The organism is Polyangium fumosum (genome assembly GCF_005144585.1).
GTDB classification, from domain to species: Bacteria; Myxococcota_A; Polyangia; order Polyangiales; family Polyangiaceae; genus Polyangium; species Polyangium fumosum.
Genome location: NZ_SSMQ01000036.1, coordinates 78,383 through 102,277, shown reverse-complemented (window position 1 = coordinate 102,277; position 23,895 = coordinate 78,383). Strand labels below are relative to the sequence as shown.

Here is a 23,895-nt window from a genome sequence, read left to right as displayed (position 1 = left end):
TGGTAGACCGGGGAGTCGAGCAAGAAACCATGGCCGAGTTTGCATGGGAGGCCCGTGCCAGGACCGGAGAGGTCCGCAAGGGCGTGATGGATGCGGAGAACGAGGCCGCCGTGCAGACCCGCCTGCGCGGCTTGCAGCTCAACCCGACGAAGATCACGCAGAAGCGCAAGGGCCTCGATCTCAAGAACGTCACGATCGGCTCGGGCGTCAGCTCGCAGGACCTCGTCAAGTTCACGCGCCAGTTCGCGACGATGATCGACGCGGGCCTCCCGCTCGTGCAGTGCCTCGACATCCTCTCGAACCAGGAGCCGAACCCGCGCTTCCAGGTCGCGCTGCGCGACATCAAGAACAGCGTCGAGCAGGGCGCGACGTTCAGCGACTCGCTGCGGCGCCACCCGAAGATCTTCGACGAGCTCTTCGTGAACCTCGTCCAGGCCGGCGAGGTCGGCGGCATCCTCGACACGATCATGAACCGCCTCGCGGGCTACATCGAGAAGCGCGCGAAGCTCGCGCGTCAGGTGCGCGGCGCGATGGCGTATCCGACGGCGGTCATCATCATCATGATCGTGGTCATCATCGTGCTGATGACTTTCGTGATCCCGGCCTTCGAAGGCATGTTCGCCGAGTTCGGCGCGAAGGATGCGCTGCCGGGGCTGACGAAAGCGGTCATCGCGACGTCGCGCGCGTTCGTCAGCGCCTTGCCGTTCACGATCGTCGGCAGCATCGGTCTCGTGTACGGCGCGATCAAGTTCTACCAGAACCCGAAGGGCAAACGCATGGCACACAAGCTCATGCTGAAGCTGCCGATCTTCGGGCCGGTGATGCAGAAGATCGCGGTCGCGCGGTTCACGCGGACGCTCGGCACCTTGCTCGGCTCCGGCGTGCCGATCCTCGACGCCCTCGACATCGTGGCGAAGACCGCGGGCAACGTGATCGTCGAGGAGGGCCTCGTCTACGCGCGGGCCAAGATCTCCGAGGGCAAGAACATGGCCGAGCCGCTGGAGGAGATCAAAGTCTTTCCCGGCATGGTCGTGCAGATGGTGGCCGTCGGCGAGCAGACCGGCGCGCTCGACACGATGCTGAACAAGATCGCCGACTTCTACGAGGAGGAGGTCGACGTGGCGGTCTCGGCGTTGACCTCGCTGCTCGAACCTCTGCTCATGGTCGTCGTCGGCGCGGTCGTCGGGGTGGTGCTCATCTCGATGTACCTCCCGATCTTCAGCCTCGCAGGCAACATCAAGGGCGAGTGATGAGGCTCGGCCTCCGCGACGGCGCCGAGAGCTCGTTCGCGGTCCGCTTCGCGTGGCTCACGGGGCTGCGCCTGATCGTCCTCACGATCGTGCTGATCGTCATGACGACGATCTACCTCGGCGGCATCGGCACGCGCGCAGATTCGAGTCGGATCGCGATGCTCACGTTCGCGGTCGCGTTCGCGCTCACGGGCGTCTACGCCGCGGTGCTCCGGCTCGGCAAGGGTCTGCCGCTGCTCGCGTACGGGCAGATGTTCATCGACCAGATCGCGTGGTCGATGATCGTCTACGTCTCCGGCGGCGCGGCGAGCGGCGCGACCTCGCTCTATGGCTTCACGTGTCTCTGCGGCGCGATCTTGCTCGGCCTGCGCGGCGCGCTCATCGGCTTGATCGCAGGGGCCTCGTCGTACGCGTTGCTCTGCACGCTGCTCGTGCAGGGCTTCCTGCTTCCGCCGCCGGATCAGCCGCTCGAAGCGTACGCGACGAGCTGGTCGGAGGCCGCGTTCCCGCTCGTGCTGAACCTGCTGGCGATGAGCGTTGTGGCGCTGCTCGGCAGTTACCTGGCCGAGCGGCTCCGTATCACGGGCGGTCGGCTCGTGGTGGCGACAGCGCGCGCCGAGCAAGCGGAGCGGCTCGCGGCGCTCGGCCGACTCGCGGCGGGGCTCGCGCACGAGATCCGAAACCCGCTCGGATCGATTGTCGCTTCCATCGAGCTCTTGCGGACGGGTGGATCCCTCGGCGCCGAGGATGAAGCGCTCTGCGCGATCATCGAGCGGGAGACGACGCGGCTGAACGAGCTCGTGACCGACATGCTCGACGTCTCGCGCCCACGCGCGCCCTCGAAGGCGCCGATGGATTTCGCTGCGACCGCGCGCGACGTGGTGATGCTCGCCGGGAAATCGGGCCGCGGCCGTGACGTACCCTTGCGCTACGTGGGGCCGGATTCGCTCGAGATCGAGGCCGACACGGCGCAGATGCGGCAGGTCGTGTGGAACCTCCTGCGCAACGCGATTCAGGCGAGCTCCGCGGGCGCGGAGGTGATCGTACGCGTCGAGGCGGACGCGGGCGGCGCGGTCGTGCTCGCGGTGGAGGATCGGGGCGTGGGGATCCCGCCGGAGGCGCGCGAGCGGCTCTTCGACGCGTTTTTCACGACGCGATCGCAGGGCATGGGCATCGGCCTCGCGGTGGTGAAGCGGATCCTCGACGACCACGGGTTCGGGATCGAGGTCGAGAGCGAGCCTGGGAAGGGCACGACGTTCTGCGTGCGGATCCCGCACTCGAAGGAGCTCGCGCTCGCGCCGAGCTGAGGGATCAGGGCTCTTCGAAGGGCGCGACCGGCGGATCGATCCGGAGCGAGGCGTCCGGGAGCAGCACGATGGAGGACGCGTCGAGGAGCAGGATCGGCTCGTGCGGGCCGGCGTCGGGCGTTTCGGAAGCTCCCTGGGCGTGGGGCGCGGGCGGCGCCTCCGGGGGCGAACACCCGCGCGACGCGAGCCAGCCGAGGCCGAAGAAGCCGATCGCGCCGGCGAGCCCCGCTGCGAGGAGGATCGGGCGGCGCTTCATGGCCCGATGGTGCCTTGCGAGCGACAGAGGCGCCACGCGTGTCGTGGCCGCCCGTTCACAGGGCCTGACATCGAGGGCTGGAATCGGCTAGATCCGGCGCGTGGCACGGAAGGTGAATAAACGGGGGGCATGGACGTCTGCCCTCTGTTCCGCGGCGCCCAGGCGGCGAACGGCGGTGGAGGCAGGAGGAGCTGGAACGTGAAACGAACGAACTTTGTCGGCGCGTTGGTCTTGTCGTTCGCCGTGTCGCTCGCGGGCGCCGCGGGCCTCGCACATGCCGGAGCGGCGACGGATGTGGTGAAGGCCAAGCAGACGGCCTTGTTCGATCTCCTCAAGAAGCCCTCGAACGACGCGAAGGTCAGCGCGATGTTCGACGAGCTGCTCGATTACCAGGCGCTCGCGGAGGCCTCGCTCGGCTCGGAGTGGGCGGCCCGCTCCGACGCTGAAAAGGCCGAGTTCAGCGACCTTCTGAAGCAGCTCGTCCGCAAGTCGTACGAGCGAAACCTCAAGAAGACGCTCGATTTCAACATCGAATACACGGCCGAGGAGAAGAAGGGCGACGCGATCGTGGTGAAGACGCGCGCCGTGTCGAAGAAGGACGCGCGGAGCGAGCCTGTCGAGATCGCCTACGTGATGGCCGAGAAAAACGGCGCGTGGCGGGTGAAGGACATCATCACGGACGACGTGAGCCTGGTATCGAGCTACCGCTCCCAGTTCACCAAGATCGTCAAGAAAGACGGCTTCCCGGCGCTCATCAAGAAGATGAAGGACAAGCTCGCGAAGGGCGACGTCTGAAGCGCCTTCCGCCCCCATGACCAGCGGCCCTCGGGCGAACGAGCCCGGGGGCCGTTTGCGTTTCGAACGGTCGTCGTCGCTCTCCGCTCGGGAAATTCGCGGTGGGACGCGCCTCTTTGGTAGGCTACGGCGCGTGGCTTTTGGTGTCGGGCCGGGAGGGCGGGTGCGCCCCTTCGGACGCGCTGAGCCGCTCCGCGTCCCCACGACGACGGGGAGCAGCAGCGCGGAGGCGAAGCCTCGCCCGACGGATCGGCCGATCCTGCTGCTCTCGGTGCAGCGCGGGACACTCTCGATCGAGCTCGATGCGCCGTTCGCCGTAGGGCCGCTCGTCGTCGACGATCTCGCGATCGCGCTGCCGAGCGTGCGTTTTCCGGTGGATCTCACGGGCGGCGTGACGCGGTTCCGGCATCGACGTGGCGTGCTCGGGCGGCTCGCCGTGTCGACGAGGACCGAGGATCTCGCGGCGTTCGTCGCGCCACGCGCGCGGGGCGTGCTCGGGGAAGGGACGCCCGAGATCGGGATCGTCGCGGCGGAGCTGGGGCTGCGCGTCGGGATGCGGCTCGGGCGCGCGGCGCTCGCGTTCGACTTGGTGATCGCGCCGAACGAGCGAGACGTGCGTCTCGTGCCCGAGCGGGCGCGCGGCGTGGGCCTCGGCGCGCCTCCGCATGTGCTCGCTTTGCGCGTGCTCGCCGAGGTTTGTCGGCCCTTCGGGCGCCTCGCAGGCAGCGCGGTGATCCTGCCCGACGCCGTGGCCTCGCTCGTCAGGCACGTGATGCCGGCGGCCGGGGCGCGCGCGCCTTCGGTGCACGGCGCGCGGTGGGAAGCGCCGGCCGTGGAGGAGGGGAGTTTGTCCTTGCGCGCGGATGCCACCGCGTCGCCGCCTGCACTCGCGGCCGCGGCGATCCGCGCGATCGAGCAAGCCGAGCTCACGGCGGACGCGGATGCGATCGCGGCCTCGGGGGACCTCGAAGAGGCGCGGCGGCGGTACCTGCTCGCGCTGGAGCGCGCGCCGCGGCACCCCGAGATTTCCTCGCGGATCGCGTGGATCGACGTCGCTGAAGGAGAGCGGGCCGAGGCCGCGCTCTCGACGCTGGTCGACGCGATCCCGGCGATCGACGCGGGCCTGCTCGGCGGCGCGCTGCTCGCGGCCATCGGCGACGAAGGCGGGGCGGTCGCGGCGTACGCGCGCGCCGCGCACGCCGAGGCGTTCGGGCCGCTCGCGGCGCTCGTGTGGCTCGAGGTCGCGCGGATCTCGTCGGAGCTCGCGACACGGCTCGATGCGCTGGATCAAGCCGTCGTGCGCTCGCCCATGCTGGAGGACGCGCGCTGGGCGCGGATCGAGGCCCGGCTCGACGTGGGAGACGCACAGGGCGCGCGGACCGACGCCGAGCACCTCGAAGCCGCGGCCCGCGGGCCCGAGGCGCGCCATCGCATCTGGAGCCGCGCGGCCGAGGCATTCCTGTCACGCGGATACGTGGCCGAGGCGCGCGTGCTGTTCGAGCGGTCGCTCCGGTACGCGCCCGACAGCCCCGAGGCTGCGCTCGGGCTCGCGCTCTCGCTCCGCGCTGCGGGTGAAGGACGGCGCGCCCTGGATCTGCTCGCGCGTGCGGCCTCGCTCGCGGCGCGCGCGGGGCGCAACTTGCCTTCGGTCGAGATCGAGCTCGCGCGGGCGCTCGTCGAGCACGCGTCCGATCGTCCGGCCGCGATCGCGCGTGTTCGTGCGATCCCACCGGGGCTCGTGCAGACCGCGGAGGCGCGCGCGCTCGAAGGTCGTTGGCGCGCCGAGCTCGGGGATCTCGCGGGCGCTTCGCTCGCGCTCGCTCGCCTGCGTGAGGCGGCGGAGGCGGTTTCTCCGGACGACCCCGATCGTGCCGCGGCCGTGGCCGCGATGCTCGTCGAGGCTGCGGACATCGAAGAGAACGCCCGCGGGGATCTGCGGGCCGCGCAGCGCCACCTCGGCGTCGCGATCCGGCTGCGCCCGCGAGATCGCCAGATCGGAGCCGCCTTCCGTCGCATCTCGACCGAGCTCGGCCGCGTCGCACCTCCGCCCCAGGCCGCGCCTCTGCCCGTCGCCGTCGAAGAGATCGCGCCGTCCGAGCGCGCGCCTTCCTTCACGCCTCCCGCGCCCTCCGTCGAGGCCGCTCGTTCGATGGAGGAAGCGCCCACGAACGAAGAAGACGACGAGGGCGACGAGATCCTCGTCGAGCGCCTCACCGACAAGCTCCGCGCGAACCCGCACGATCACGAGGTCGCGCTCCGCCTCGCCGACGCGCTCGCGCGGCTCGGCCGCGATCTCGAGCTCTTCGCGCTCCTCTCGGCGCGCATCGAGGAGGGCGGCGACGAGGTTCGGCGCGAGCTCTGGCCGCGAAAGCGCGCGGTGCTCGAGCGGCTTGCGGAGACGGCGCGGGCCGAGGGCCGGCCCTCGGAGGCGGAGCTTTACGAAATGATGGCGGCGAGCGAGGAAGACTAGCCTCGCCGCGTGTTTGCCCCTTCCGTTGGACTCGTGCTAGCGGTCGACGAAGGCGCGCTCGCGCGCCCTTTTCTCTCCGAGGTACCGCGTGCAAGGCAGTGAGCCCAACGGAAGGCGGCGTCCGATCATCGTCCAGAAGTACGGCGGCTCCTCGGTGGCCGACGTCGACAAGCTCGGGCGTGTGGCCGATCGGGTCGTCGCCGCGAAGCGCGCGGGAAACGATGTCGTCGTCGTCGTGAGCGCGATGGGCAAGACGACCGACGGCCTGCTCTCGCTCGCGCGGCAGGTCGCGAGCCAGGCCGGAGGCGCCGCCGATCCGCCGCGCCGCGAGCTCGACATGCTCCTCTCCACCGGCGAGCGCGTCTCCATGGCGCTGCTCTCGATCGCGATCCAGGCGCGTGGCGAGGCCGCGATCTCCTTCACCGGCTCGCAGTCCGGCATCCTCACGAACGACCGCCACTTCGACGCGCGTATCATCGAGGTCCGGCCGCACCGCATCGAAGACGAGCTCGCGCGCGGGCAGATCGTGATCATCGCCGGCTACCAGGGCATGAGCTACCGGCGCGAGATCACGACCCTCGGCCGCGGCGGCTCCGACACCACCGCCGTCGCGCTCGCCGCCGCGCTCGAAGCCGAGCGGTGCGAGATCTACAGCGACGTCGACGGCGTCTACTCGGCCGATCCGCGCGTCGTGCCCGACGCGAAGCACCTGCCCGAGCTGGACCACGCCATGCTGCAGGAGATGGCCGAGAGCGGCGCGAAGGTCCTCTGCGCGCAGGCCGTCGAGTGGGCGCGCCGCGCGAACATCGCGATCTATGCGCGCTCGACGTTCGACGCGGAGGACGAGGGGGCGCGGCAAACCGTGGTGCGCAAGTTCGGTCCGCGCGAGGACCTCCGCGCCCGCGCCGTCGTCGGCGAAGGCAACGTCGCGCTCGGAAGCCTGGCCGACGTGGCGCGGCTCGACGATCTCCTGCGTGTCGCCGGCGAAGCGAAGGTGCCTTTGAAGGACCTCGCGGTGAACGAGCGCGGCGCGAGCTTCGTGGTGTCGCTGCTCAACGTGCCCGATTGGCGCGGCGCCAAGCAGCGGCTCACGGGCGCCTTGCCGTCGCTCGCGCTCGTCGAGGACGTGGCCGTGGTCAGCGTCGTGGGGGATGGCCTGGCCGCGACGACCGAGCCCCTCGTGCGTTTCCTCGCCGCGCTCCGCGGTGTCTCCGCGACCCCGAGCGCCCTCACTGCGACGCCGCTCCGGCTCAGCGCCGTCGTCCCTGCGAGCGCCCTCGCCGAGGCGCAGCGCGCGCTGCACCACGCCTTCGTCGAGAGCTGATCCCCGCTGTCAGTGCGGCCGCGCCGGGCCGAGCGCGACGAGCCCGAGGCGGCTCGCGATCCAGACGAGCTCGCGCGCGCCGTCCCAAGCGATCGACGCCTCGCCGAGGCCCGTGCCGTCTTGCCCGCGTAGCTCCGCGACACGCGACACGTCGCCGTCTTCGCCCACGCGCACCACGTATGACGTCGCGGCGCCCCTCGGCGCCACCAGCGCGTAGAGCGGCGCATCCTCCTCGTCGCCCGCGAAGCACGCGCCGAGCACGTCGTGCAGATCGATCGACTCGAACGAATGCCCACCGTCGTTCGACAGGAGCAGCCCGCGCGGCGACACGATCGCCACGCGCTTCCCCGCCGTCGCGACGGCCAGGTCAGGCCTCGGAGCCCGCGCCGCGAGATCGGCCGCCGCGCCTTCGAGCGGCGCCCTTTGCCAGGCCTCGTCATCGCCGCGCAGCCGCTCGATCGCCGCGCCGTCGGGCCGCGTCGCCAACACCACGAGTGTACCGCCCGCGGCCTTGATCGCCCGCACCCCGCCCTCCCGCGCGAGCACCGGCGTCCCTTCGCGACCCGTCATCGACCAGAGCGATCCCTCGTGCAGGGCCCAGATCCGCCCCGGCGTCGCCGCGAGCTCCACGGGGCCCTTCCCCGATCGGAACCCTGCGACCGGCGTCGCCGACGCGCATCCATCGCGGCTCACGAGCAGCCCGCCGCGCGCCGATGCCACCACCGTCACTTCGTCCGTCGCGACGACAGCCGTGCTCGGCGTATCGAGCCCTGTTTGCCGCGCTGCGTGCGCGCCCTCGTCCACCACGAGCACCACGTCCCCTGCGGCGAGCACGCGCCCCCCGCACACCGTCACCGCGGTGCATGGCACGGGCGCGCCGGCGCCTTCGAGCACCACGAACCGGCTCGGCGCCCACGGCGGCAACTTCTCACGCGCCGCTTCTTCGAGCAGCTCGTCGGCGAGCGCGTCGTCGTCGGCCTCGTCGTTCGCGCTCTCGTCGAGCTCCGGCAGCGCCGACTCGTCGATGTCGTTCTCCGCGCTCTCGCCCGTCCCTTCCGCGCCGCCGTCGTCCTGGGTCGCGTCGAACTCCAGATCCGCCGCGTCGTCGTCGCCGTACGCGCCTTCGTCCCGATCATCACCGACCGCGCTCTCCTCGCTGTCGAGCGTCGCCAGGTCCTCGTCGAGCGCGCCGACGTCGACGCCTTCCTCCGCGTCGTCGCCCGCTGCCGCGTCCGCGTCGTCCTCGACGTCGAGCCCCACGTCGAGATCCTGGGCGTTCGCGTCGTCGAGCGGATCTCCCCCGTCGTCGCGTAGATCCGGCAGCGCGTCGTCGAAATCGCCGCCTGTGGCCTCGTCGTCCCCGCCGTCGGGGTCCGTGTCGAGCGGCGGCAGATCCATGTCGTCGTCCTCTTCTTCCTCGGTTTTCCGGGGCACGCGGGCGGGGGCGCCGAACGCGTGCACGCGCCCGGGTTCGTCCTCCCACCCGGGCTTCCCGTCCCGGCTCCGCGGATCGCAAGCGACTTCGGCAACCCGATCGTCTTTCCCGTACGACATGGCGGCACGAATCTAGCGCCTTTGCCTCGACGAGCACGGCGGGAGCGACGCTTCCTCTGCTGGAGAGGCCGCCCCGGCGCATCACGCGCGGTGGGTGGTGCCCGTGCTGGATCCCGGCCTCGGGCGGTGCTTACCTGTTCCGTCCCATGCCCTCGCCCGACACGGCGCCTCCCTCCCATGGCGCCTGCACGCCGCACGCCGACCAAGCGCCTTCCGCAGCGCGAAGCCCTGGCCACGGCGGTCCAGAAAGGCGGCGACGCGCGCTCCCGATTTCCGAGGTCTCGGCGGGCATGCTCGTGCGTCGTGTCGACGTTCGCCCCGCGGATGTCGTTTTTTTGAAGGGCATCCTCGAAGCGAGCGAGGGCCTCGGCACCCTCTTCGCCGAGCGAGGCGGCGAGCTCGTCGTGGCTGTGCCGCCCGATCGCGAAAAGGATCTCGTCGAGCTGCTCGACGATCTCGTGCGGGAGATCGACGCGCGCGTCCATCCCGAGGTCGAAGCGGGGAGGGATCGATGACCGAGCCGCAGGAGCCTGGAAACCCCGAGCCTCGTATCCTCGCAGCTTGGCGCGAGTGGCTCGGCGCCCTCGCCAACGACGCCGACGCGGCCCTCGCCGCGGCTGACGTTTATGCCGGCCTCGCGCCCGAAGCCCGCGATGCTTGGCTCGACGCGCTCGCCGAAGACGCGCCCGGTTTGTCCGTTCCCCTCGTCGCCCTCTATGCCCCGCTCCTCGCCGTCGAGGCCGATCCCGACCGCCGTGCGCGCATGGAGGAGGCCATCGTCCTCGGCGACACCTCCGCGTGGCGCGACAGGCCCATTCGCGCGCTCTCGGGCATGGCGCGCGGTGGCGCGCGTGTCGTCGCGCTCGTCCAGCCTGTCTACCTCCGCTTCGTTCGTGTTCTCTGGTGCCGCTACCTGCCCGACGAAGGCTTTTTCTGGGCCCGGCACGACTGCCTCCTCAGCGAGGGTGACGCGCCTCGCAGCGGCGCCGTCGTCGACGGCATCCTGCTCGAAACCACGCCGCTCACCCCCGTCGTCGAGGAGCTCGCGCACGCGATCCTCGCCCATCGCCGTCGCGGCCGCGAGCTGCCTGCGTCGCTGCGCGAGTTCGCCGACCTCTTCGACGCCGACTTCGAGGCGATCGATGATCCGCGCTAGGTACGCGCTGCTCCTCGCCCTCCTCGCGGCGCCGATCGCGTGCTCGTCCACGCCTTCGCCCGACGCGCCCACGCAGCCTCTCGCGCGCGGCCCGCGCGTCTTCTTCTCCTACGAGACGCTCGACGGCGGCACCTTGTCCACCGACACCGTCGCGGGCCGCTTCTCCGTGATCGCGTTCGTCGCGACCTACGACGACTCGTCCCACGCGCAGGCGCGTTTCCTCTCGACCCTCGTGCGGCGGCACGTCCCGCGCATCAACGCCGGCCTCGTCGTCCTCGAACCGCCGCACCACAAGCTGCTCGTCGAGTCCTTCGCGAAGGTCGTCGATCCGCCGTATCCGGTCGCCATGGCCGACGAGGCCACGATCGAGGGCGCGGGGCCTTTCCAGGGCCTTCATCACGTCCCGAGCCTCGTCATCCTCGATCCCCAGGGCCGCGAGGTCTTCCGCAACTTCGGGCTCGCGTCGGCCGACGCCCTCGACGCGGCCCTGCGTGACCTCGAACGAGGAAAGGCGCCGCAGACGAACGCGCGTTAGCCCTCGGACTCCTGCTTCGCGATGAGCTTCGCGAGCGGATCCAGGTGCTCGCTCAACGCCACGACGAACCCCTCCGCGCCGAACAGCGTTCGCGCGGCCCGACCGAGCTCGTCGTCCCCGCTGCCCACGAGCGCCCGCTGCACCTTGCGCATCGTCGCCACCGGCACGCGCACGCTCGCGGCCATCACGTCCGCCGGGATCGGCCCTGCGCACGTGATCACGTGCACGTCTGCGGCTTCCCATCCAGCGCGCACCACGCGCTCGCCGCGTGGATGGCTCGGATCCGGCTCCACGTGCACGAACGTCGCGCCCACGTCCGCGGAGCCCTGGAGCACCGCGCGCGCCACCTCGCCGTGCGAGCCGAAGAAGAGGTTCTCGCGGAAGGCGCGATCGAGGTCCACCCCGAGCGAGCGAAGGTGCGCCCGGAGCACGATGTACCCGGCGGCGCTCTGCCGATCGACCCACGCCGCGCGGAGCCCCTGGAGATCGCTGATCTCGCGGATCGGCGAGCTCTGCGGCGCGTACAGCGCCGTCCTGTACGACGACGCCCCGTTTCGCACGGGCAGCACGATCGGCATCACGCGCGCGCGGCTCGTCGCGCGCATCGCCACGAGCGGCGGCAACCAGGCGAGATCGACCTCGCCCGTCTCCAGGGCTTCGAGCAGCGTGTTGTAGTTCCAGCCTCCGAGGCCGTTCACCTCGAAGCCCGTCGCGTCCGAGAGCGCTTTGCAGAACGATGCGAGCGACGCGCGTGACCCCTCTGGATCCGACGTGAGCACGACGCCCACGGTCAGGGTCGTCTTCTCTTCTTCCGGAGCCATGCCCCACGGTCGCAGGGGGTCACGCGGTGGTCAAGACAGGAGGAGCGAGGGGTCGATCACTCCGCGGCGATCGGCTCGTAGGTCGTCGTCCGGATCTCGGGGTTGTTCTCGAACACGGCCTTGCCCATGAGCTGCTGCAAGAGTGGACGGAACCGGTCCATCGCCTTGCCACGCACGATGTCCCGGAGGACGAACGCGTCCTCGCGGACCTTCGCGATCGTCTCGGGATCCGTCGCCTTCCGGTAGGCCTCGGCGATCGCCCCGGGCGCGCTCACGGCCGCGTCGCGCAGCGCCTCGGCGGTGTGCTTCGCCTTGTCGATCGCGCGCTCCGCGGCCGACTTCTTGATGAGCGGCGCCACCACGTAGACCAGGTTTGCCGCCGTCCCTGCGACGCGGTGGGGCGGATAGTAGAGCGCGCTCTTGTACTTCGGGTTCGCGTCGAGGAACGCGCGCACCTCGTCGATCGTCACGCCTTGCTCGGCGAGCACGCGCTCGAGCTCCTGCTCGGCCGCGATCCGCGCCTTGAACATGTACATCTGGATGCGCGAGTAGAAGTTCGTCGCGCCGTCGCCGCTCGTCTCGACCGCGCAGAAGATCGTGCCCGGGTACTTGCCGGTGATCAGCGACTGCACGCCGTCGGAGACGCCCGACGACGGCATGCATCCGAACGGCTTCACGCTCACCGTGATGTGCGCCTTTGCGCGCACCGTGTTCACGATCAGCTTGCCGACCTCCATGTGCCCTTCGCCGCCGCGCAGGTCGTTCGAGTAGTAGTCCTCGGCCACCTTCGCGACGAGGTCCATGTCCGGCAGGTGGTAGTCGTGCAGGCCGATCGGCTGCGCGAACGCCTGGAAGCCGAGCTTCAGCGCGCCTTCCGCGAGGCGCATCGTCGCGATCCGCTTCGCCACGTCGAACTCGCCCTGATGATCCTTCAGGCTGTTCGTCCCCTCGTCCACGCCGCGAAGCACCTCGCGATCCTGCGTGTCGTGCCGGACCTCCCACACGTTGTAGAGCAGCCACGCCGTCGTGAGCTGAATGTCGTTCTCGGCGCCTTCGCTCTCCAGAAACTTCTGGAGCTGGTAGTTGCCGTCGCCCTCCGTCGTCATCGCCCAGAACTCGCCGATGATCGACGTCTTCGCGCGCACCCGCAGTCGGTCGACCTCGATCGCCTCGAAGAGCTTGCGGCACTTGTAGAGTGCCACGAACACGTTCGTCTGGTCGTGCAGCGACTTGTAGATGATGCGCTTGGCCTCTTCGAGCGCCTTGTTCGTCGCGCCGGGCACCACCTCGTAGGGCCGGATGCGGTAGCCGAGCGCGTTCAGCACGTCGCCGCACACGATGCCCTTCACGATCCCCACGAAGAACGCGGGGTTCATGTCGATGCCCACGTCGTCGCCCGTCGCCTGCGACAGGCCGCCGGTCTGCTGGAACAGCATCACCCGGAAGCCGTCGAAGCCCGCGTCGCGCAGCGCCTTCCGGTACTCCGTCACGTACATCCCGAAGCGGCAGGGACCACACGCGCCGGCCGTCAGGAACACGTAGTTCTTGATGACCTCCTCGCTGGTCAAACCCTGCTCGTCGCGCAGCTTGATCAGGTAGTTCACCAGGTTGCCCACGGTGAAGTACGTCGGGTTGCACTGCCCGCGGTTGCCGAACTCCTTGCCGACCTGCAGGCCTTCCTGATCCGGACAGCCGATGTTCTTGATCTTGTAGCCGAGGCCGCCGAGCGCGCCTTCCACGAGGAAGTCCTGCGCCGCCGTGAGGCCCGAGATCAGGAGCGTCACGTTCTCGCGCTCATTCCGCTTCACCTGCGGGTTGAGCATCGTGTCGACCCACTGCTTGCGCTCGGCCTTGATGCCGAGGCGCTCGCGCTCCGCCTCCTCGAATGCGCGAAGCTCGGCTTCGAGAGCCTCGTCGACCTTCGACTGCTTGGCGCTGCCCATGATCGGCAGCCGCGTCTTCTGGACCGCAGTTTCCATCGATTCCTCCGTGACTCCTTCGACGTCAAACCGACACGACGCTGCCGTCGGCGCGCTTCTTCTTGAGCTGAACGAGGCCCTTCGGCGGTTCGGGCGGGGCCGGCGGGGGCGCCTCGTACGCCCGCACCTTCGCCGAGAGATCCATGATCTGCTTCTCCAGCTCCGGATCCGACGCCCGTCGCTCCGCGAGCTGCGTTTGTTTGAGCTGCAAGAGCTCCAGCCGCTTCTTGTCGATGTTGTGCGAGAGCTCCGCCTTCTTCTTCGCGAGGTCTTCCAGCGACTCCTGGTAGAGCTTCAGGCTGTGCGCGTACGTCTTCACGCGGATCTTGATCGAGCCGCCGGGCTTGTTCGCGTCGATGTCGTGCAGCGCCGCGTAGGGCGTCGCGCTCGACGACACGATCCCGTCCACGATGCCGTACGTCGGCGCGTCGTGGCCGCACTTGAAGCTCGACAGATCGAGCAAGACGACGTTCGGGTGCCGCGCGGCGAACTTCACGGCCCACACCTTCTGGGCGCTGTTCGCGGAGTAGTTCTCCGGCCACACGTCGTTGATGTCGAGCGGGTGTTGCCCACGCGCGTACTCCTCCCGGAAGTAACGACGCAGGTAGTCGTCGTCCCGCGGGATCGAGCGCACGCTGAGGATCGGGTAGCCGAGCACCTGGAACTCCTCCGGGATCCCGTGGTTCAGCCCCGGATCCGAGTGGTACGGCCGGCCGATCATCAGGATCGCCACGCGGTTCTCCGCCTCGACCGTCTCCAGGATCGCGCGCCCCTTCTCCTGCAGCTCTCGCTCGAAGCCCGCGAGCGCCGCCATCCCCTCGCGATGCGCGTGATCACTCTCGTCCTCCGTGATCCCGAGCCGCGGCCCCCAGCACTCGTACATGCGCCGCGCTGTAAGCATTGGCTCGGCGAACGTGAGCGGCGGATCCAGGTACTCGATCCCGCGCGTCGCGAAGAAGTCGACCTCCTTCGTGAACGCCGCCTTCATCACGTCGGGCACGCCCGCGACGATCGGGCAGCTCGCGTTGTCCATCACGTTCTTCCCGAAGCTCGGCACGTGCGTGAGGATCGGGAAGAAGATGTACTTCAGCGGTTTGTCCGCGGAGTGGTGGTGGAAGAGCAGGTTGTGGATGTGCGCCTGCGTCACCTTCGACGGGAAGCACGGATCGACCGAGCCGTACTTCCCGCCCTCGACCCACATCTCCTCGGTCGTCTCGTCGCTGAAGATCACGTTCTGCTTCGGGATCCCGAGCGCCTCGAAGTAGGCCCGGAAATACGGGCCCGTCGAGTAGAGGTTCAAGACGCGGGGGATGCCGATGCGCGTCCGGCGCAGCCGCTCCTGCACCGCGGTCCCGCTCCGCCGGAAGGGCCGCGTCGTCTCCACGCGACGCACGCTGAACAGGCCCTTCTTCACGACGAAGTCCTTGATCGGCGTCCCGTCCGCGGGCATCGCGTTGCCCTTGTGGAAGCTCCGGAACGCGAGCTTCGACTCGTAGTCGACGCAGTTCGGGAACTGCTTCGCGATCTTCTTCCGATCGGCCACGAGCGCGAGCATCGCGTCCTCGCTCTCGACCGTGCCCTTCTCGCAGGAGAAGCCCGAGATGTACCGCGCCGTTGATCCGTCGGGCCGCTCTGCGTCGATGAACGTCCGCTTGCACTCGTTCGGGCAGAAGTGGCAGACGGTCTCGTCGTCGTTCTTCGTGTGGTACTTGAGGTCGATCGCGGCATCGAGCCCGATGAACGTGCTCGTCCCGCGCCGCTTGATCACGCGCAGCGTCTCGAACGCCGCGCCGATCGCGCCCGCCTCGCCCGTGTGCGGGTGGACGAACACCTCCGCGTCCGGCACGCGCTCCTTGATGTAGTCGACCTGCGCCTTGACCGCGGCGAGGTTGTACTGCGTGCCGCCCTGCAGGACGAACCTCCGCCCGAGCGACGCGAGCCGCGGGATCTGCACGACGTACTGCCAGACGTTCTTCGGGAGGACCTGGGCCAACCCGGCCAAGAGCTCCTCCTTCGAAAACCCTTCCTTCTGGAAGTTCACCCGATCCGTGTCGAGGAAGACCGCGCAGCCGTAGCTGAACTTCGGCGCGAGCTCGGCCTGGAACGCCGTGTCCGCGTACTCCGTCACTTTGAGGCCAAACTGATCCGCCATCGCCTGCAACAGCATCCCGTTGCCGGCCGAGCACGAGTTCGAGAGGCGGAAGTTCGCGATGTCGCCGTTCTTCATGAACAGGACCTTGATGTCCTGCCCGCCGATGTCGCAGATCACGTCGACATCGCCGAAGTACCGCACCGCGCTCATCATGTGCGCCACGGTCTCGACGATGTTCACGTCCGCGCGCATCGTCTCTTGCAGCACGTCCGCCGCGTAACCCGTGGCCCCGAAGCCGAGCACCTCGAGCGTCGCGCCTTGCCCCTGCACGTACGCGCGGAGCTGCGCGAGCAGCTCCTTCGTGTCCTGGATGGGGTTGCCCTTCGAGAGCTGGTAGGCCTTGCAGACGATCTCGCCGTCCTCGTCGACGAGCACCGCCTTCGACGACGTCGACCCGCCGTCCACGCCGATGACGCCGCGCACGACCTTCCCGGCTTCGAGCTGCATCGGCTTGAAGCGCGGGATCGCGTAGAGCTTGCGGAAGTCGTCGATCTCGTCGCTCGTCCGGACGAGCGGCGGCCCCGCGCTCTCGCCGAGCCGCGCCTTGCGCCCGTTCTTCATGTAGTCGACGAGCCCGTCCGTCCCCACGTACAGACCCACCTCGGCCGCCTCACGCAGCCCGTACACGCACGCGCCGTAGGCCGCGTAGTACTGCGCGTTCTCCGGGACGAAGATCGTCTCCTCGATCGGACGGTCCTTCGGCCACGCGTAGCCGCGCTCGTCCCACGTCTCGGGGATGCGCTTGCGCCAGCACTCCTGCAAAAACGGCAGGTACGTGTTCGGCCCGCCGAGCAGGATCACCCTGTGTTTCAAGGTTGACCCGCGCGTCAGTACGGACAGGTTCTGCAGGACGATCGCGTCCGCGAGCGAGCACAGGATCTCCGTCGACGGGATCCCGCTCTTCACGAGGTTCACGATGTCCGTCTCGGCGAACACGCCACATTTCGCCGCGACGTGGTGCAGCTTCGAGTCGTCGAAGTGGATCTCGCGCACGACCTCGGAGGGCAAACCCACCTTGATCATGCACTTGTCGATCGTCGCGCCCGTGCCCGAGGCGCACTTGTCGTTCATCGACGGCGCCGCGGTCTTGTCGCCGGTCTTCTCGTCCTTCTTGAAGATGATGATCTTCGCGTCCTGCCCGCCGAGCTCGATCACGCTTCCCACGTCCGGGTGGAGCTTCTCCACGGCGAGCGTCACGGCGTTGACTTCCTGGACGAACTTCGCGCCGAGCGAGGGGCAAAGCGGCGCCGCGCCCGAGCCCGTCATGAACACGCGCCACGCTGGGCGGGGCGAGTCCGGGAACGCCTGCTCGATCTGCTGGAGCATCTCCAGCACCTTCTCGGGCTGCTTCGTCTGGTGGCGCTGGTAATCGCTCCAGAGAATCTCGAGCGTGCCCGGATCGAGCACGACGGCCTTCACCGTCGTCGAGCCCACGTCGATCCCGACCACCACCGGATCACGACTCTCCATGCGGTCTCTCTCCCGTCCCTTTTGCCCCGACTGACTGTCCAGTCAGTCAGAATGGGGTATCATGGGGTCCGGATCGAGGCAAGGCAGAGGCCGCTCGCCTGGCGCGTATCCGTGGTGCGTATCACGGGGGCGAGGTGGTACAAGGCCCTTCATGGACAAGGCCGAGCGCCGTCTCGAGCTCCTCCGCGCGGCTCGCGACGTCTTCGCGACGAAGGGCTATCACGCGGCGAAGGTCGACGACATCGTGGCCCGGGCGAGCGTCGCCAAGGGCACGTTTTATCTCTACTTCCCCGACAAGCGTTCGGTCTTCGTGGAGCTCGTCGACGGGCTCTTCTCGCGCCTCGGCGCCGCGATCCTCACGGTCGACACGCAGGGCGACATCGAGGCGCAGATCAAGCACAACATCCGCGGCATCGTGGCCGTCCTGCTCGACGACCCCGCGCTCACGCAGCTCCTGCTCTCCTTCGCGCCGGGCCTCGATCCGGCCTTCGCCGCGAAGATCCGCTCCTTCTACGACGGCGTGAAGACGCTCCTCCGCATGAGCCTCGACGAGGGCCAGCGCCTTGGAATCGTGGCCGAAGGCGACACCTCGATGTACGCGACGTTCACCGTCGGCGCGCTCAAAGAAATTTTCACCGAGAGCACCGATCGCGGCCAGGCGTGGCCCCGCGAGCAGCTCGTAGAGCAGATCTTTCGCCTCCTGCAGCGCGGTTACCTGCGCATCGATCGCGCCCTCGATCCGCCCGTCTCGGTCCCCCCGGCGCCCCGCAAGACCCGCAAAAAGAGCGCATAACGCGCCGCAGACCGGCCGGTCATTCCATCCCTCCAGAGGGGTTCGTCCTGACCTGACCCACGAGTCAGTTTTTTACGATGCTGACGTAACGTCGCGCGAGCATCACGCGAAACGTCAGCGCGCGTCGCGCGGGAGGATGTGGCGGATGAAGTTCACGAGCGTGCGCCGCCCGAAGTCGCCCTCTTCGATCGCGGCGTGCAGTGTCTCCACGGAGAATCCCTCGCCGGCGAGGACCTCCCAGCGGTGCTCGATGTAGCCGCGCATCACGTCGGCATCGAGCTCGGGGTGGAACTGCACGCCGTAGCAGGTCTCGGTGAAGCGAATCGCGTGGTGGTCTTCGAGGTCGTTCTTCGCGAGCGCCGTCGCCCCGCGCGGCAGCCGCACGACCGTGTCCACGTGCGTCACGTTCGCCGTGAAGACCTGGGGCAGGCCGTCGAAGATCGGGTCGTCCGTGAGCCTGTGGATCGCCCGCGAGCCGATCTCCCGGCCGCGCGGGTTCCGCTGCACCTCGCCCCCGAGCGCCTGGGCGAGAATTTGGTGCCCAAAGCAAATCCCGAACGTGGGCACGCCGAGGCCCACGACCTCCCGCAAATAGCCCTCGGTGGCGAGCATCCAGGGCTCGCGGGTGGGCACGTTCGCCGCCGAGCCGGTGATCACGAGGGCGGCGGCGTCGCGCAGGTCCGGCGGCCCGCCCTCGCGGGCGTCGAAGGTCTCGTAGCCGCCGCTCCAGGCGTCGCCGATCACGGAGGTGATGAGATCCGCGAACTCGCCGCGGCGCTCGCGCACCTTCGGGACGGGCTCGCCCGTCTTCATGATGAAGATTTTCCGGTGGGATCGATCCGAGCGCTCGGCAGCCATCCCTCCGATCATAATCATGTTGCCGGAAAAGGTCCCCCTCCCGGCGCCGCGCACGTTATAGGGGCGACATGTCCGCGCCGCCCGTGGAGCGCCCCGTCTGGCGCAGGTTCCGGCCGCGCTTTCTCGCGCGCGCCGCGGCCCACGTGCGCGCGGGCGGGCACGCGGCGATCGTGGACGACCGGGATTCGGTGCAGATCCTCCTCGGCCTGACCGAGCAGGGAAAGCTCACCGAGCTCGGCCTCTGCGCCCTGCTCACCCTGGAGCAGCGGCGATTCCAGCGCGTGAAGACCGGCCCGGCGGCCGGCCTCGCCCGCGTGCGGATCCGGCCCCGCTTCCGGCCCGCCGTGCTCGACTGGTGCGCGCGTGATGCGCTGCACGAGGGGCCCACGCGCGAGATGCCGCTCGATTGCACGACCTGCGCGGCCTGCTGCCACGACGCGGACGTGCGGCTCGACGAGCATGACCTCGCGCGGTTCCGCGCCGCGGGCCGCAGGGACCTCACGGGCCGGGCGTACGTGAAGCGGTCGCGGGACGGGCGGGTCACGCTTCGTTTGGCGGAGGGCCGGTGCCAATTGCTCGGCCCAGACAAACGGTGCACGATTTACGAGATTCGCCCCGGGGACTGCCGGGCCTTCGTGGCCGGCAGCGAGGCGTGTCTTTCGGCGAGGCGGGAGACGCTCGGGCTCCGGGACGGAGCGGCGTGGGACGAGATCCTCGAAGCATTCGATCGGGGCCCTCCTTTGCGAGGGCCCTGAATCAACGCTCGGGGAGGTCCTTGTTGAGCATCGCGTTTGCGGTGGTGTCGTCCACGCAGGTGAGCGTGTTGTCGGGGTTCAGCGTGCAGCGCTTGAGCTTCGAGTTCGTGTCCGAGCAGCCCTTGCCGAAGCCGGCGAAGCCGCTGGAGCACGTGCCCTCGAGGAACGTCTGGTAGAGGACGGGCTTGCCGTCCGCCGTCGACATCCAGTGACCGGCCGTGCGGTAACGGACCTGGTTCGAACATCCCACGCCGGTCAGCAGGCAGAGCGCCGCGCAGGCCCAAAGAAGTGTCTTCATGGCAGTCGCTCCTCCTGTCAGTAAATGCTCTCGGGAAGGACGTTGTCGAGCACCTTGGTCTCCTTGCAATTCGCGGAGCCGGTGTCGGTGACGTCACACACGGTGACGGAGAAGTTGAAGAGCTGCTTCTTCGTCGAGGGATCGACCTGGCCCGTGTTCTGGATGCGCTCCTGGTACACCTTCTCGGGGCCCAGGAACGTCTGCGAGGTCAGGATCTTCGGGGGCGGTCCACACGCGACGCCGGCGAGCGCGAGCAGCGCGACGAGCGCGATACGAATCGATTTCATCGTGCGTCTCCTTTCTCAGCGGACGTTCGTCGTCGCGCCAGAATACGTGCCGCCCGCCTGCGGGCAGACGACGTCGTTCTGGCCGTCACACGACAGCTTGCAGATCAGTTTGTCCCCCGTGTCCTGGCACAGGTAGAACTGGTGCGTCTTCTTCGCGAAGAAGAGGTAATTCTCGAACTTGCTGACCTCGAGCGCGGTCACGGGGCTCTTCTGGTTGTCCTCGAAGCGGGTGATCGTGCGCGAGACACAACCCGTCGAGAGCGCCACGAGCGCGAGAGAGGCGAGCGCCATCGGGATGCGGGACATGGTGACTCCTCTCAATCCTCGTCCTGAAGGACGAGCTGCATCGGTTTGCATCCGGAAAGCGCGCCGTCCGCGCCCACCTGGCACTTGACGACCTGCTGCGAGTTGCCCTGGACGACCAGGAATTTCATCTGGTCACGAGCGCTCGTGATCTGTGTGACGACCTTCGGCGGCGTACATCCGAAGGCGCCCGACAGCAGCACGAAGGCGCTCGCGCTGAGTAGCCATTTGCTCATCTGCACCAAGCTCCTGTGATCTCGCGCGGAGCGCTCGTGTGGCCCCCCGCCGCCCGTACAACCTCGCCAAATTTTACGTCTATGTCAACGTTTTACCCCACGCGCGGGCGTGGTACGGAGCACGCGGACGCACCGGGCAAACGAGCTTCTACAGACGGACGAAACGACCCGCGGCGTGGGCGGATCAGGGCGTCGGCGCAGGCTCGTCCGGCGCGTCGAGCGCGCAGCGGAAGCCGATCGTCACGTGGGCCGCGCTCGGGACGATGCCGAGGCGGAAGCTCGCGCGGACGCGGCTCGCCGGGTCGAGGAAGCTCCCGCCGCGGACGACCCGCAAAGGCACGCTCGTCGGGCCCTTGGGATCGGTGCCCGAAGGCGGGGGCGCGGCGTAGCCGTCCGCGACCCACTCGGCCACGTTGCCGCCGAGATCGAAGAGCGCGTCGGGCGTGCGATCGAGGGGCCTGCCGCCCGACGGGCACGTCCCCACGCCCTCGCTGCCCTCGACGCACTTGCCGTTGCGATCGAAGCAGGCGCGGTTGCACGTGGGCGCATTGTCGCCCCAGGGGAAGGCGCGGCCGGCCGTGCCGCGCGCGGCGAGCTCCCACTCGGCCTCCGTGGGCAAACGGCGGCCGCGGAACGCGCAATAGGTCTCCGCGGCCGCGTGCGTGACGCAGTTGATCGGGTGATCCATGGCGTCACGCGTGTCGTTGCACTTCGGCGTCCACGCCTGGGCGAACTCCTCGGGCGAGGCCTTCGCCTCGGGATCTTCTTCCGCGTCGGCCGACGCCATGAGCTTCGCGGCGCTCTCCGCCGGCAGGACGACCTGCTTGGCCGACGGGCATTTCCCGGCCGTGACGCAAGCGCGGTACTGCCCCGTCGTGACCTCCATCGCGTCGAGGTAAAACCCCTTCGAGAGCGTCACCTGCCGCTGATCCGGGCCCTCGCCGAGCTTGGCCGAGCCCGGCGCGACGAGGACCATGTCCCGCGGCGGCACGAACGGCGCGGCCGCGGACGCCGAGGGCATCGCCGACGCGCTCGCGCTCGTGCTGGCGCTCGCGAGGGCCGTCGGCAGCGTGGTGCTGGGTCCGCCCGAGGGCGAGCCCTTCACGGACGCCGTCGCGCTCGCCACGGGCTTTTGCGGGGGTTTGCCCTTGGGCGAGCCCATCGTGAGCAGCGTGTAGCCGAGCGCCCCGCCGCCCACGAGCAACGCGCCGAGCAGCCACGGCCAGACCGGCTTGCCTTTCCCCTCGGCCGTCGCCGTCGATTCGAGCCCGGTCTTCTCGATGCTGTCCTTCGGCTGCGGCAGCGGGGTCGCGTTCGCGGGCGGCTGCTTCGGCCCCGTCTGCGAGGGCTGCGGCAGGCGCTCGCCGAGCGGCGTCTCCGCCATTGGATCCCGATCCCGCGTCGTCACGGGGCCCGCCGGCCTCGCGCCCGGCTGCGCGATCGTCGGCGCCGCCTCGGTCACGCCGAACGCCGCGCTGTCGCGGAGGTTCCCCGTCGCGCGGTTCTGCTCCGTGGCCACGCCGAGCTGCTTCTTCTCGGCGAACTCGGCCGTCGAGAGCAGGCCATCCGCGGCGGACTCCTGGATCGTCGGCGGGATCGACGCCGCGTGTTTGTCCGTCGAGACGCGGGCCCCGCCCTCGGCGGCGGCGGCGGCGGCGACGAGCGCGTCCCAGAACGCGCCTGCGTCGGGGAAGCGGTGCTTCGGCTCCACGCTGAGCGCGCGCTCGATCACGCGCTCGACGGCCTCGCTCACGTTCGCGCCGCGCGCGCGTGGCGTCGGCCGCAGGCTCGGGTCCGCCGCGATGATGTAGAGCTCCGTCGGATCGTCGCCTTCGAGCGCTTTGCGCGCGCTCACGAGCTCCACGAAGATCAGCGCCAGGGCGAACACGTCGGTCCACGGGCCCGTCGCGCCGCGCTGCTTGTTGAACTGCTCGGGCGCGCCGTAGCGCGGCGTGAACGCGGTCGGCCCTTGCCGCGTCGCGGCGAGCGCCTCGGTGAAGCTCGCGTGCTCGGTGAGCACCTTCGCGATGCCGAAGTCGAGCACCTTCACGGTGCGCTTGCCGCCGACGTCCGTGACGAAGAGGTTCGCGGGCTTGACGTCGCGGTGCGCGATCTTCTGCGCGTGCGCCACGGCGAGCGCGCGCGCCGCGGGTTCGAGCAGGGCCACGGCGTCGGCCGTGGTCATGCCGCCACGGCTGCTCTGGTTCTTGATGAGCTCGCCGAGCGTCTCGCCTTCGAGCCACTCGAGCACGAGGTACGGCACCCACGTGCCGTTTTGCGTGACGAACGCGCCGACGTCGAGCGCCTGCACGATCCCCGAGGTGACGCGCGAGAGCCGGTGGAGCAGCCGCCCTTCTTCGCGGAGCTGTTCGAGGAACTGGGCGCGTTGCTTCTCGCCGAGCTCTGCGGGCAGCTTCAAGCACTTGATCGCGATGCTCTCGCCGAAGCCGATGTGCTCGCCGCGGTAGACGACGCCGAAGCCGCCGTCGCCGATCACCTGGGTGACGCGGTACTTGCCCTCGATGGTGATTCCGCAGAGCTGGAAGGGATCGCGGTTCTTTTCGGGCTCCGACATGGGCGGGCTAGCTTCTACCGCGAAGGGCGCCGCGCGTCATCGCTTCGCGCTGACGATGTCGGCGATCGCTTGGTAGTCCGTCTCCTCGACGGCCCCCTGGATGAGGCAGGCGAGCTGCCCGCTGGGCGCGATGAGGGCGTGGACGGGGAGGTTGCCCGCGTCCTTGACCCCGAGGGTCCCGATCCAGGTGTCGCGCCCGCCGCCTTCGGGGAGCCAGTAGGACGCGCGCACCCCGGCCTCGGGTTGGGCTTCGAGGAACCGCGAGAGCTGCCGTTCGTCGTCGTCGAGCGAGACGAACGCGAGGTCGATCATCACCCCGGCGTTGCGCAGGCGGCTCTGGAAGTTCTGGAGCCGGGGCATTTCTTCTTTGCACGGCCCACACCAGGCCGCCCACAGGTTCACCCAGACCCATTTGCCCACGCCGAACGAAATGCTCGCGGGCAGGGCCGTCGCGCCCGGGGCCGCGGCGGTCTTCAGGGCGCCCTTGGGCGCCTGGCGCGCCGTCGTATCGGCGCAGAGCTTGCGGGGTGCGGCGGGCGCGGCGCTCGGCTTCGCGGAGGGCGTCGCCGAGGCCGGGGTCGTCGCAGCCGCGTTGCTCCCGGCCGTGACGGCATTGCTGCGGCCCGTCACCGGCGGCTCCGGCTTGACCGTCCCGCCGTTTTCGCACGCCGCGAGGGCCAGCGAGCATACGCACGCAGCGAGCAAGGCGCGGGGGTTTGGG

General features: G+C 69.4%; 22 protein-coding genes. 10 read left to right on the top strand and 12 right to left on the bottom strand.

Annotated elements, in window-relative coordinates; genetic code table 11:
• Positions 1 to 29: 29 nt before the first annotated feature.
• Both E8A74_RS29790 and E8A74_RS29785 read left to right on the top strand, forming a co-directional pair.
• A complete protein-coding gene (locus tag E8A74_RS29790; protein WP_136932491.1) occupies positions 30 to 1,250 on the top strand; it encodes a type II secretion system F family protein in 1,221 nt (406 codons plus the stop codon).
• Entirely contained in the window at positions 1,250 to 2,557 is a 1,308-nt protein-coding gene (locus E8A74_RS29785) for a sensor histidine kinase (RefSeq protein WP_136932490.1), read from the top strand. Before E8A74_RS29790 ends, E8A74_RS29785 begins: the two co-directional genes overlap by 1 nt.
• Before the next feature lie 4 nt (positions 2,558 to 2,561).
• Here E8A74_RS29785 and E8A74_RS29780 read toward each other — a convergent pair whose 3' ends face one another.
• On the bottom strand, positions 2,562 to 2,813 hold the full coding sequence (locus E8A74_RS29780) for a hypothetical protein (protein WP_136932489.1): 252 nt from the start codon (positions 2,811 to 2,813) through the stop codon (positions 2,562 to 2,564).
• Positions 2,814 to 3,011: 198 nt separating this feature from the next.
• Here E8A74_RS29780 and E8A74_RS29775 point away from each other — a divergent pair, with 198 nt between their 5' ends.
• The 3 genes from E8A74_RS29775 to E8A74_RS29765 all read left to right on the top strand — a co-directional run bounded on the left by E8A74_RS29775 (position 3,012) and on the right by E8A74_RS29765 (position 7,402).
• Positions 3,012 to 3,608, top strand: coding sequence for an MlaC/ttg2D family ABC transporter substrate-binding protein (locus E8A74_RS29775; protein ID WP_232379801.1), 597 nt, complete (start codon positions 3,012 to 3,014; stop codon positions 3,606 to 3,608).
• Positions 3,609 to 3,741: 133 nt separating this feature from the next.
• A complete protein-coding gene (locus E8A74_RS29770; protein ID WP_136932487.1) occupies positions 3,742 to 6,078 on the top strand; it encodes a tetratricopeptide repeat protein in 2,337 nt (778 codons plus the stop codon).
• Positions 6,079 to 6,166: 88 nt separating this feature from the next.
• Complete coding sequence (locus E8A74_RS29765; protein WP_136932486.1) at positions 6,167 to 7,402, top strand: aspartate kinase; 1,236 nt, start codon at positions 6,167 to 6,169, stop codon at positions 7,400 to 7,402.
• A 9-nt stretch (positions 7,403 to 7,411) separates the two neighbouring features.
• On the opposite strand, the gene E8A74_RS29760 is transcribed toward E8A74_RS29765, so the two are convergent.
• Positions 7,412 to 8,956 carry a hypothetical protein gene (locus E8A74_RS29760; RefSeq protein ID WP_136932485.1) on the bottom strand — a complete coding sequence of 515 codons (1,545 nt, stop codon included), beginning with the start codon at positions 8,954 to 8,956 and terminating at the stop codon, positions 7,412 to 7,414.
• 290 nt (positions 8,957 to 9,246) lie between these two features.
• Here E8A74_RS29760 and E8A74_RS55030 point away from each other — a divergent pair, with 290 nt between their 5' ends.
• From E8A74_RS55030 to E8A74_RS29745, 3 genes are read left to right on the top strand one after another with little or no spacing between them, the layout of a single operon-like run.
• A complete protein-coding gene (locus tag E8A74_RS55030; protein WP_232379800.1) occupies positions 9,247 to 9,471 on the top strand; it encodes a DUF4911 domain-containing protein in 225 nt (74 codons plus the stop codon).
• Positions 9,468 to 10,112, top strand: coding sequence for a hypothetical protein (locus E8A74_RS29750; protein WP_136932483.1), 645 nt, complete (start codon positions 9,468 to 9,470; stop codon positions 10,110 to 10,112). The genes E8A74_RS55030 and E8A74_RS29750 overlap by 4 nt, the downstream gene beginning before the upstream one ends.
• Entirely contained in the window at positions 10,099 to 10,647 is a 549-nt protein-coding gene (locus tag E8A74_RS29745; protein ID WP_136932482.1) for a thioredoxin domain-containing protein, read from the top strand. The genes E8A74_RS29750 and E8A74_RS29745 overlap by 14 nt, the downstream gene beginning before the upstream one ends.
• Here the strand turns inward: E8A74_RS29745 and E8A74_RS29740 are convergent.
• Genes E8A74_RS29740 through E8A74_RS29730 form a run of 3 tightly spaced genes read right to left on the bottom strand, consistent with a single transcriptional unit; the run spans position 10,644 to position 17,069 of the window.
• Complete coding sequence (locus E8A74_RS29740; RefSeq protein WP_136932481.1) at positions 10,644 to 11,468, bottom strand: phosphate/phosphite/phosphonate ABC transporter substrate-binding protein; 825 nt, start codon at positions 11,466 to 11,468, stop codon at positions 10,644 to 10,646. The genes E8A74_RS29745 and E8A74_RS29740 overlap by 4 nt on opposite strands.
• Positions 11,469 to 11,524: 56 nt before the next feature.
• The gene (locus E8A74_RS29735) at positions 11,525 to 13,447 is read right to left on the bottom strand and encodes a 2-hydroxyglutaryl-CoA dehydratase (protein WP_136932480.1); all 1,923 of its coding nucleotides are present in this window, start codon (positions 13,445 to 13,447) and stop codon (positions 11,525 to 11,527) included.
• A 25-nt stretch (positions 13,448 to 13,472) separates the two neighbouring features.
• Entirely contained in the window at positions 13,473 to 17,069 is a 3,597-nt protein-coding gene (locus tag E8A74_RS29730; RefSeq protein ID WP_136932479.1) for a BadF/BadG/BcrA/BcrD ATPase family protein, read from the bottom strand.
• Positions 17,070 to 17,220: 151 nt separating this feature from the next.
• On the opposite strand from E8A74_RS29730, the gene E8A74_RS29725 reads away from it, so the two are divergent.
• The gene (locus tag E8A74_RS29725; RefSeq protein WP_136932478.1) at positions 17,221 to 17,862 is read left to right on the top strand and encodes a TetR/AcrR family transcriptional regulator; all 642 of its coding nucleotides are present in this window, start codon (positions 17,221 to 17,223) and stop codon (positions 17,860 to 17,862) included.
• Between the two features lie 114 nt (positions 17,863 to 17,976).
• Here the strand turns inward: E8A74_RS29725 and E8A74_RS29720 are convergent, their stop codons facing one another.
• Positions 17,977 to 18,720, bottom strand: a complete 744-nt coding sequence (locus E8A74_RS29720) for a glutamine amidotransferase (RefSeq protein WP_136932477.1) — start codon at positions 18,718 to 18,720, stop codon at positions 17,977 to 17,979.
• A gap of 68 nt (positions 18,721 to 18,788) precedes the next feature.
• On the opposite strand from E8A74_RS29720, the gene E8A74_RS29715 reads away from it, so the two are divergent.
• Positions 18,789 to 19,475, top strand: a complete 687-nt coding sequence (locus E8A74_RS29715) for a YkgJ family cysteine cluster protein (protein ID WP_136932476.1) — start codon at positions 18,789 to 18,791, stop codon at positions 19,473 to 19,475.
• A 1-nt stretch (position 19,476) separates the two neighbouring features.
• Here the strand turns inward: E8A74_RS29715 and E8A74_RS29710 are convergent, their stop codons facing one another.
• From E8A74_RS29710 to E8A74_RS29685, 6 genes are all read right to left on the bottom strand, one after another.
• Positions 19,477 to 19,773 carry a hypothetical protein gene (locus tag E8A74_RS29710; protein WP_136932475.1) on the bottom strand — a complete coding sequence of 99 codons (297 nt, stop codon included), beginning with the start codon at positions 19,771 to 19,773 and terminating at the stop codon, positions 19,477 to 19,479.
• A 17-nt stretch (positions 19,774 to 19,790) separates the two neighbouring features.
• On the bottom strand, positions 19,791 to 20,060 hold the full coding sequence (locus tag E8A74_RS29705; RefSeq protein ID WP_136932474.1) for a hypothetical protein: 270 nt from the start codon (positions 20,058 to 20,060) through the stop codon (positions 19,791 to 19,793).
• A 15-nt stretch (positions 20,061 to 20,075) separates the two neighbouring features.
• Positions 20,076 to 20,366, bottom strand: coding sequence for a hypothetical protein (locus E8A74_RS29700; protein WP_136932473.1), 291 nt, complete (start codon positions 20,364 to 20,366; stop codon positions 20,076 to 20,078).
• An 11-nt stretch (positions 20,367 to 20,377) separates the two neighbouring features.
• Positions 20,378 to 20,599, bottom strand: coding sequence for a hypothetical protein (locus E8A74_RS29695; protein WP_136932472.1), 222 nt, complete (start codon positions 20,597 to 20,599; stop codon positions 20,378 to 20,380).
• A gap of 184 nt (positions 20,600 to 20,783) precedes the next feature.
• Positions 20,784 to 23,174 (bottom strand): bifunctional serine/threonine-protein kinase/formylglycine-generating enzyme family protein, encoded by a 2,391-nt coding sequence (locus E8A74_RS29690; protein WP_136932471.1) that lies wholly within the window; start codon positions 23,172 to 23,174, stop codon positions 20,784 to 20,786.
• A gap of 36 nt (positions 23,175 to 23,210) precedes the next feature.
• On the bottom strand, positions 23,211 to 23,879 hold the full coding sequence (locus tag E8A74_RS29685) for a TlpA family protein disulfide reductase (protein ID WP_232379799.1): 669 nt from the start codon (positions 23,877 to 23,879) through the stop codon (positions 23,211 to 23,213).
• Positions 23,880 to 23,895: the final 16 nt, after the last annotated feature.

Excerpts from the sequence above, each read along its gene's own strand:
- E8A74_RS29720 (WP_136932477.1), bottom strand. The coding sequence starts at position 18,720 with ATGGCTGCCGAGCGCTCGGATCGATCCCACCGGAAAATCTTCATCATG.
- E8A74_RS29705 (WP_136932474.1), bottom strand. The coding sequence starts at position 20,060 with ATGAAATCGATTCGTATCGCGCTCGTCGCGCTGCTCGCGCTCGCCGGC.
- E8A74_RS29695 (WP_136932472.1), bottom strand. The coding sequence starts at position 20,599 with ATGAGCAAATGGCTACTCAGCGCGAGCGCCTTCGTGCTGCTGTCGGGC.
- E8A74_RS29760 (WP_136932485.1), bottom strand. The coding sequence starts at position 8,956 with ATGTCGTACGGGAAAGACGATCGGGTTGCCGAAGTCGCTTGCGATCCG.
- E8A74_RS29725 (WP_136932478.1), top strand. The coding sequence starts at position 17,221 with ATGGACAAGGCCGAGCGCCGTCTCGAGCTCCTCCGCGCGGCTCGCGAC.
- E8A74_RS29715 (WP_136932476.1), top strand. The coding sequence starts at position 18,789 with ATGTCCGCGCCGCCCGTGGAGCGCCCCGTCTGGCGCAGGTTCCGGCCG.
- E8A74_RS29740 (WP_136932481.1), bottom strand. The coding sequence starts at position 11,468 with ATGGCTCCGGAAGAAGAGAAGACGACCCTGACCGTGGGCGTCGTGCTC.
- E8A74_RS29780 (WP_136932489.1), bottom strand. The coding sequence starts at position 2,813 with ATGAAGCGCCGCCCGATCCTCCTCGCAGCGGGGCTCGCCGGCGCGATC.
- E8A74_RS29730 (WP_136932479.1), bottom strand. The coding sequence starts at position 17,069 with ATGGAGAGTCGTGATCCGGTGGTGGTCGGGATCGACGTGGGCTCGACG.
- E8A74_RS29750 (WP_136932483.1), top strand. The coding sequence starts at position 9,468 with ATGACCGAGCCGCAGGAGCCTGGAAACCCCGAGCCTCGTATCCTCGCA.
- E8A74_RS29690 (WP_136932471.1), bottom strand. The coding sequence starts at position 23,174 with ATGTCGGAGCCCGAAAAGAACCGCGATCCCTTCCAGCTCTGCGGAATC.
- E8A74_RS29745 (WP_136932482.1), top strand. The coding sequence starts at position 10,099 with ATGATCCGCGCTAGGTACGCGCTGCTCCTCGCCCTCCTCGCGGCGCCG.
- E8A74_RS29785 (WP_136932490.1), top strand. The coding sequence starts at position 1,250 with ATGAGGCTCGGCCTCCGCGACGGCGCCGAGAGCTCGTTCGCGGTCCGC.
- E8A74_RS29735 (WP_136932480.1), bottom strand. The coding sequence starts at position 13,447 with ATGGAAACTGCGGTCCAGAAGACGCGGCTGCCGATCATGGGCAGCGCC.
- E8A74_RS29790 (WP_136932491.1), top strand. The coding sequence starts at position 30 with ATGGCCGAGTTTGCATGGGAGGCCCGTGCCAGGACCGGAGAGGTCCGC.
- E8A74_RS29710 (WP_136932475.1), bottom strand. The coding sequence starts at position 19,773 with ATGAAGACACTTCTTTGGGCCTGCGCGGCGCTCTGCCTGCTGACCGGC.
- E8A74_RS29700 (WP_136932473.1), bottom strand. The coding sequence starts at position 20,366 with ATGTCCCGCATCCCGATGGCGCTCGCCTCTCTCGCGCTCGTGGCGCTC.
- E8A74_RS55030 (WP_232379800.1), top strand. The coding sequence starts at position 9,247 with ATGCTCGTGCGTCGTGTCGACGTTCGCCCCGCGGATGTCGTTTTTTTG.